The sequence below is a fragment of the Legionellales bacterium genome (assembly GCA_026125385.1).
Lineage (GTDB): Bacteria > Pseudomonadota > Gammaproteobacteria > JAHCLG01 > JAHCLG01 > JAHCLG01.
In genome coordinates this window covers 1-8,077 of sequence record JAHCLG010000050.1, presented here as the reverse complement: position 1 = coordinate 8,077, position 8,077 = coordinate 1, and the positions used below count along the sequence as shown (strand labels likewise).

General features: G+C 41.9%; 9 protein-coding genes. All 9 read left to right on the top strand.

What is annotated here, in order from left to right; genetic code table 11:
* The coding region (locus tag KIT27_11980; protein MCW5590365.1) for an anthranilate synthase component I family protein at positions 1–849 on the top strand (849 nt) is incomplete at its 5' end.
* Between the two features lie 2 nt (positions 850–851).
* Positions 852–1,433 (top strand): aminodeoxychorismate/anthranilate synthase component II, encoded by a 582-nt coding sequence (locus tag KIT27_11975; protein MCW5590364.1) that lies wholly within the window; start codon positions 852–854, stop codon positions 1,431–1,433.
* Positions 1,420–2,382, top strand: coding sequence for an anthranilate phosphoribosyltransferase (trpD, locus tag KIT27_11970; GenBank protein MCW5590363.1), 963 nt, complete (start codon positions 1,420–1,422; stop codon positions 2,380–2,382). Before KIT27_11975 ends, trpD begins: the two co-directional genes overlap by 14 nt.
* Entirely contained in the window at positions 2,382–3,125 is a 744-nt protein-coding gene (locus KIT27_11965; protein MCW5590362.1) for an indole-3-glycerol-phosphate synthase, read from the top strand. The genes trpD and KIT27_11965 overlap by 1 nt, the downstream gene beginning before the upstream one ends.
* Positions 3,122–3,721: a phosphoribosylanthranilate isomerase gene (locus tag KIT27_11960; GenBank protein MCW5590361.1), complete on the top strand. Its 600-nt coding sequence runs from the start codon at positions 3,122–3,124 to the stop codon at positions 3,719–3,721. Before KIT27_11965 ends, KIT27_11960 begins: the two co-directional genes overlap by 4 nt.
* A complete protein-coding gene (trpB, locus tag KIT27_11955) occupies positions 3,715–4,887 on the top strand; it encodes a tryptophan synthase subunit beta (GenBank protein MCW5590360.1) in 1,173 nt (390 codons plus the stop codon). The genes KIT27_11960 and trpB overlap by 7 nt, the downstream gene beginning before the upstream one ends.
* Positions 4,884–5,645, top strand: a complete 762-nt coding sequence (gene trpA / locus KIT27_11950) for a tryptophan synthase subunit alpha (protein ID MCW5590359.1) — start codon at positions 4,884–4,886, stop codon at positions 5,643–5,645. Before trpB ends, trpA begins: the two co-directional genes overlap by 4 nt.
* Before the next feature lie 14 nt (positions 5,646–5,659).
* Positions 5,660–6,670, top strand: coding sequence for a 3-deoxy-7-phosphoheptulonate synthase (aroF, locus tag KIT27_11945; GenBank protein MCW5590358.1), 1,011 nt, complete (start codon positions 5,660–5,662; stop codon positions 6,668–6,670).
* Positions 6,667–7,974: a 3-phosphoshikimate 1-carboxyvinyltransferase gene (gene aroA / locus KIT27_11940; GenBank protein MCW5590357.1), complete on the top strand. Its 1,308-nt coding sequence runs from the start codon at positions 6,667–6,669 to the stop codon at positions 7,972–7,974. The genes aroF and aroA overlap by 4 nt, the downstream gene beginning before the upstream one ends.
* Positions 7,975–8,077: the final 103 nt, after the last annotated feature.

The window sequence follows — 8,077 nt, the reverse complement described above, 5'->3', positions numbered from 1 at the left end:
CCGGTCAATCATGCCAAAGCGCACGCTCTCGCCTTGCATGCCGATACCGATTTTTCCGCTTATCAAACGGCATTTAATCAAATTCATCGTCATATTCAATTAGGAGATGCTTTTCAAGTGGTATTGGGTCGAATGTTTGTTGGTGAATTTGTCGGTGATCCCTTGCAAGCTTATCAGCAATTAAGTGCGATTAATCCTGCGCCGTATCAATTTTTCATGCAAGATGAAACGCATTATTTACTCGGCACTTCGCCTGAACTGGCCTTACGAGTTGAAAAATCGTTAGTGGAAATTCACCCTATTGCTGGCACAAAACCCCGAGGAAATACTTCAGCCCTGCAACAACGGTATCAAATTGCTTTGCAAGTGGATGGAAAAGAATTAGCCGAACACACCATGCTTATCGATTTAGCGCGCAATGATATTGCCAGCATCGCCATTCCTGGCACCACAGAAGTTACCCAGTCTTTTACCATCCAAACCTGTTCGCACGTGCAACATTTAGTATCGGTGGTGACTGGAAAATTAAATCCTCACTACGATGCGCTCACGGCCTATTTAGCAACGATGAATATGGGCACGCTCACCGGTGCGCCCAAACCCAGCGCGCTGACGTTGATTAATCGTTATGAAAAAAATGCGCGAGGATTATTTGGCGGCGGATTTGGTGTCATTACCCACGACGGTGATTTAGAAATGACGATTATTATTCGTGCGCTGCGAATTAAACATAATCAAGTTTATCTACGTGCTGCTAGCGGCATTGTCGCCGATAGTATAGTCGAACACGAATTTCAAGAAACTGAACACAAATCCCGCGCTGGAATGAGCGCTCTCGGAGTCAATTAATTATGAATATTTTATTAATCGATAATATGGATTCCTTCGTTCACAACTTAGCCGATGAATTTGCGCGAATCGGTTGTCAAACGACGTTGTTTCGAAATCAATGGGACGACTCTGCCGCTTTGGATTATATCGAACAGCACCAACCCGAGATAATCGTATTTTCTCCAGGGCCTGGTCATCCCAAGCAAGATAGCTTATGTCGATTTATTTTAGCCCACACTCAACAAAGCCAAAAAATATTAGGGATTTGTTTAGGGCATCAAATTATTGTCGACTATTTTGGCGGCACAGTCGCCCAAGCATCAAGCTTAATGCATGGCAGAGCCAGTTTTATTCAGCATGATCAACAATTGGAATTTCAAGGATTACCCAATCCCTTACAAGTTGCGCGCTATCATTCTTTAGTCGCTACGTCTTTAAGCGATGAATTAATCACCACCGCAGTTCATGAAAATACCATCATGGCGGTGCGACATCGCACACGGCCAATTGTGGGTTTGCAATTTCATCCTGAAAGTGTGTTAACGCCAGAAGGCAGTTTGATTATCCAAAATTATTTGGAGGCCTATCATGCAATACGCTAATTTCATTCGACAACTCTTTGCACCCACAACTTCGCTAGTTCAGCAAATCGATATGTTGCAAGCCTTGCGCCTAGAAACGCTCACTCCCCAAAAACTGGCTGAATGTGTGCGAGAAATTTTATGCGATAGTTTATTATTACCACCACTCACTCATCCTCAGATCGATATTGTGGGCACGGGAGGTGATGGAAAAAATACCTTTAATATTTCTACCACCGCCAGTTTTATTCTGGCAGCCTCAGGACACCGCGTTGCCAAACATGGCAATCGCGCGGTGAGTAGTCGCTCGGGAAGTTTTGATTGTGTGCAAGCCTTAGGTATTCCTATTCCACAGACTATTGTTGCGGCCAGTCAACAATTGCAACAACACCAGTTATGTTTTTTATATGCGCCCTATTTTCATCCACAATTTGCTAAAGTAACTGCTGCGCGTAAAATTTTAGCCCAACAAAAACAAAAAACCATTTTCAATCTTTTGGGTCCGTTATTAAATCCTGCGGGTGTTTCTCATTTGGTGATCGGTGTTTATGATGCGGATTTAATTCCATTGATGATTGAAACGTGTCAATTATTACAGTTTGAGCGTGCGATCGTCTTGCACGGCAATGGCAGTGATGAAGCCAGTATTGAAGGTGATACCTATTTCGCCCGTTTGCAAAATAATACCATTAGTTATCATCAAATTAATGCCGGTGATTATGGTTTAGCTGGAAATGCAGCGGAATTAAATGGCGGTGATGCCAACAGCAATGCCTTAATCACGGAAAATATTCTTGCCAATCTGTTAAAAGGATCTCCGCGGTCAAGTGTGGTATTGAATGCAGCGTTAGCGTTGCAATTAATTGAAACAACAATGACTTTAGAACATGCCATCGAAAAAATTAATCATATTATTGACTCAGGGCTTGCCTTAAAAAAACTGCGAGCATTACAACAAGGAGGTAAATAATGTTAAGCGAAATTCTCGATTATAAAAAACATTATGTGAAAAATTTACCGGTCATAGAAAATTTACCTCTGGCACAACATTCATTTATCACCACATTTAAACGCCAATCCTTGGCTATTATTGCTGAAATAAAATTTAAATCTCCCGCTTTGGGATCATTAACATCAGAGTTAAATCCATTGAAGATCCTGAAAAACTATCAAGAAGCGGGCGTGCAAGGCATTTCTGTATTAACCGATGAGCGCTATTTTTCTGGCAGTTTCGCCACCCTCAGCACCGTTCGTCGACACTGTGATTTACCATTATTATGCAAAGATTTTATTATTGATGAACGCCAAATTATGCAAGCGCGTTTACACGGTGCTGATGCTTGTTTATTAATTGTAAAAGCACTTGAATTCCCACGCTTACAGCAATTAAAAAATATCATTGAGTCGTATCATATGGATGCAATCATTGAAGTATTTAATCAAGAAGAATTAGCCATGGCCTTGCAATTAGACGCTAGAATAATTCAAATTAATCATCGTGATTTACAAACGCTTGAAATTAATTTTAGTAAAACACCGCGTTTGCTGGAATTAATTCCTAACGATTGCTATGTGATTGGCGCCTCGGGGATCACTCAACCCTCGGATATTAATCGCTTACCCTCGCGGATTAATGCGGTATTAATTGGCAGTGCGTTAATGCAAAGCGATAACCCATACATGTTTATTGAAGCTGTGAGGGCATTGCGATGAACATAAAAATTTGTGGTATTACCAATGTAAACGATGCTTTATTGGCTGAAGCATTAGGCGCTGATTTTATTGGTTTCAACTTTTCTCGTCATTCACCACGATGTATAGATTTAGCTACCGCCAAACGCATTTGCCAGGCCTTAACTTCGGCACAGCCCATTGGAATTTTTATTGAGCACACTACTGATATCATTCAAAGTTATTGCGATGCGTTGAGTTTATATGCCGCGCAAATTTATCAGCAATCAATGATTACCTTACAAAATTGCAAAATTATTTATCCTATTTTGGTGGATGCTTCAGCCAGCACTTTGCAAAAAATCCCAGAAACTCCGCCAATTTCTGCTGATTATTTTTTATATGACACGAAACATCCTCAACAATTCGGTGGTACAGGAAAACGTTTTAATTGGGGGATATTACCCAAAGATAAATCCCGTTTATGGATTGCAGGAGGAATTAATTCACAAAATGTGCGTGAATTAATTCCACTGGATCCTTTTGCCATTGACGTATGCAGCGGCGTTGAGTCTTCCCCAGGACGAAAATGCCCGCAACAATTACAACAATTATTCAAGGAAATTTCAGCATGTTAACTCATTATTACGGTGAATTCGGCGGTAGTTTTATTCCCGAAACATTAGTAGCACCTTTACAAGAAATCGCTGCGGCGTTTTCGCATTATCAACACGATCCCGCGTTTAATCACGCATTAACCGATTTATTAACGCATTATGCCGGACGTGAAACACCGTTAACCTTTGCTAAAAATTTATCGCAACTGGCTGGATGTCCAATTTATTTAAAACGCGAAGATTTATTACACGGTGGCGCGCACAAAACAAATAATACCCTCGGACAATGTTTACTCGCCAAAACCATGGGCAAAACACGCATTATTGCCGAAACGGGCGCCGGTCAACATGGCGTGGCCACCGCTATGATTGGCGCGTTATTAAAATTAGACGTTCATATTTATATGGGCGCTATCGATATGGAACGCCAATTGCAAAACGTGCAACGCATGCAATTATTTGGCGCACAAGTTCATGCCGTGAATAGCGGCAGTTGCACCTTAAAAGACGCGATTAATGAAGCGATGCGCGATTGGGTGAATCATGTTGATAATACGTTTTATGTGTTTGGCACAGCAGCAGGTCCACACCCTTTTCCACAAATGGTACGACATTTTCAAGCGGTAATCGGACGCGAAGCCAAACAACAACTCTTAGCACGCAGTGGAAAATTACCCAGTGCTGTGGTGGCCTGTGTCGGGGGTGGCAGTAATGCCATTGGTATTTTTTCTGAATTTCTCAGGGATGATGCCGTTAAATTATTCGGAGCCGAAGCCGCCGGACGCGGACTTGCCACCAGCGATCATGCGGCAACCATGAATAAAGGATCGGGCGGAATTTTCCATGGCATGCACTCATTATTTTTGCAAAACGACGAAGGACAAATTTCTCCTACGCATTCCATATCAGCAGGACTCGACTATCCGGGCGTCGGACCAGAACATGCGTATTTGCATCAATGTCAACGCGTTAATTATGCCGCCATTACCGATGAAGAGGCCGTAGCGGCGTTTGAATTAATTGCTAAAGAGGAAGGCATTATTGCTGCGTTGGAATCGGCTCATGCCATAGCACTCGCCATGAAAATCAGCCAACAATTCACGACTGACGAAAGTATTTTAATTAATGTATCGGGGCGTGGTGATAAAGATCTTCATACCTATTTTAATTATCGAGGTGAACAATGAAACGTTTCCAAGAATTATTTTTAAATCATCAAAAAATATTTATTCCCTATTTTATGTTAGGATTTCCAACGGTTGATCAGTCACTTAAATTAATTACCTCAGCCATTGATGCTGGTGTTTTAGCCTTAGAATTGGGTATGCCCTTTTCCGATCCGATTGCCGATGGCACAACCATTCAAACCGCGTCTGCCTGCGCCTTAGCCAATGGTATGAATTTTCAGCTAGCCTTAGAATTAATTCAAGAAATTCGTCATTATAGTGCTATCCCCTTAGCTTTCATGACTTATTACAATATTATTTTTCGCCCTGATCCCGAATTAAATTTAGCCCGTTTAAAAGAAGCAGGGATCGATGCGATATTAGCGGTTGATCGTTTGCCTGATCATGAAGACTATTTAAGCTTATTAGCCAAGGCCGATTTAGACAGTATTTTTTTAATCGCACCGAATACGCCAGCAAAGCGCCGAGAATTTATTGCGGAAAAATCCACAGCATTTGTATATTTAGTGAGTGTGAAAGGCACTACCGGTGCCAGAGAACACCTTGACCCGGCAAGCTTGGAATTATTAACCGCGGTCAAATCGCAAACCACCAAGCCCGTGGTGGTGGGATTTGGAATTTCACAGCCTTTGCACTCACAAATGCTTTATCAACAGGGCGCAAATGGTACAATTGTCGCTTCTAAATTAATTGAATTAATTCAGCAAGCGCCAACCTCCACTGCCCAAGTGACTGACTTTATTCACACCATGATTTAACTAGGAGAACGAAAATGTTGATTGTTATGAAAAACGATGCGACTGCTGAAAATATTCAACACGTATGTGAGATGATCACGCGCATGAAATTAACCGCGCATCCCATGCCTGGTGCCCAGCGCACCGCCATTTGCATTACCGGCAATAATGGTACGGTGCAAGAACAACCCTTTCTCAGTTTACCCGGAGTATTTGAAGTGATCCGTGTTTCTAAACCGTATAAATTAGTATCTCGTGAATTTAAACCCGATAATACGATTATTCCTGTCAATGGCGTGAATATCGGCCAGGATTTTTGCATGATAGCAGGCCCATGTAGTGTGGAAGCGGAACCGATTACTCTGCGTATCGCCCAACAATTACACGATCAAGGTGTGCGTTTATTTCGTGCTGGCGCGTATAAGCCAAGAACAAGTCCTTATGGTTTTCAAGGATTAGGTGAGCAAGGTTTAGAAATTTTAGCCACGGTCAAACAGCGCTTTAACATGGGAATTGTTAGCGAAATTATGGATCACGAACAATTAGAAAAAATGATCGATGTAGTCGATATTTTTCAAGTGGGCGCGCGCAATATGCAAAACATGAGTTTATTAAAAAAATTAGGTGAAATTCGTAAACCGATTTTATTAAAACGCGGCATGTGTGCAACTTTAGAAGAAGTATTATTAGCGGCAGAATATATTATGGCAGGCGGTAATTACCAAGTGATTTTATGCGAACGTGGCATTCGTACGTTTAATACGCATGCGCGTAATACGTTGGATATTTCGATTATTCCAGAATTACAACGCATTTCTCATTTACCCGTGATTGTTGATCCGAGTCATGCCGCGGGTAAAACCGCCTTAGTTGCCCCATTAGCATTAGGTGCCGTGGGTGCGGGTGCGCAAGGATTAATAATTGAAACTCATGATGATCCAGCGAATGCCTATAGCGATGGTCAACAAGCATTGCACCCAGCAAAAATTGCTGATTTAATGAAACCGATTTTAACTTTAATTGAGCTGAGAAATGTTGCGACATGAAAACCTACATTAAACCGTTAGCAAATTCTTTTGATGGTAGTATTACTATTCCAGGATCAAAAAGCATTACTAATCGCGCGTTATTGTTAGCCGCTCTCGCGGGGGGCGAAAGTATTTTACACGGCGTATTAAATAGCGATGATACCTTAGCGTTTGCCAATGCTTTACGAGTACTGGGAGTGAATTTGCACTGGGACGAAGCCAAAGAGCAATGCAAAATTAGAGGATGCGATGGCAAATTCCCACAAAAGCGCGCACGTGTTTGGTGTCAAGATGCTGGCACCGCTGCACGATTTTTATTAAGTGCGTTAAGCAGTGCAAGTGGGCAATTTGAAATTGATGGCAGCGCACGATTACGCGAACGTCCTTTACGCGATTTAATCGCTGTTTTAACCCAACAAGGCACTCAGTTTTTTCCTGCTGAATCTGAGCAATTACCGCTACGAATTATTGGTTGCGATGGTTTATTAGGAGGAGAAATAACGATTTCAGGAAAATTAAGCAGTCAATTTATTTCCGGTTTATTAATGATTGCCCCCTTTGCGAAAAAAAATGTGATAATGAAAGTTAAGGAATTAATTTCCCGCCCGTATGTGGCGATGACGTGTGCCATGATGAGACAATTTGGTGTAAACGTAGAAGAACAGGGTTCACAATTTTTAATTGCAACACCCCAACAGTATCACGCGAAAGAATATGTGATTGAACCGGATTTATCGACCGCTTCTTATTTTTTTGCCGCGGCGGCATTAACACAATCGGTGATTACCATTCCGCATATTTCACGATCGAAGTGTTTGCAAGGTGATATTCAATTTGTTAACGTCTTGGAAAAAATGGGCTGTCAGGTAAGTGAGACTGACTTTGGTTTACGTTTAGAAGGGGTAAAAAATTTACGCGGCATTGAGATCGATATGGGCGATTTTTCTGATACATTTATGACGTTGGCCGTTATAGCGCCCTTTGCACAATCTGCCGTTACGATAACCAATATTGCTCACACGCGTTTGCAAGAATGCGACCGCATCACAGCGGTTGAAAATAATTTAAAATTATTAGGCGTGCGCGTAGAATCGGGACACGATTTTATTCGCATTTATCCCAGTAGCATCCAAGCCAATACGGTATTAAGTTATCGCGATCATCGCATCGCCATGGCCTTTGCCTTAATTGGATTAAAAATTCCAGGCATTGCCATTGAAGAAGCAGAATGTGTTGCTAAAACCTGCCCTAATTATTTTGCGATGCTAGAACGTTTACATTTAATGCAAGAAAAAATTCCTCACGGTGTCTCGATTAATTAAGTAGTCTGGAACGGAGCACAGCGGAGATCCAGGATCGAAGTTTTAAAGTTGCTCTGATTCCTGGATCTCCGCTGCGCTCCGTTCCAGGCTACAGGCTACGCTC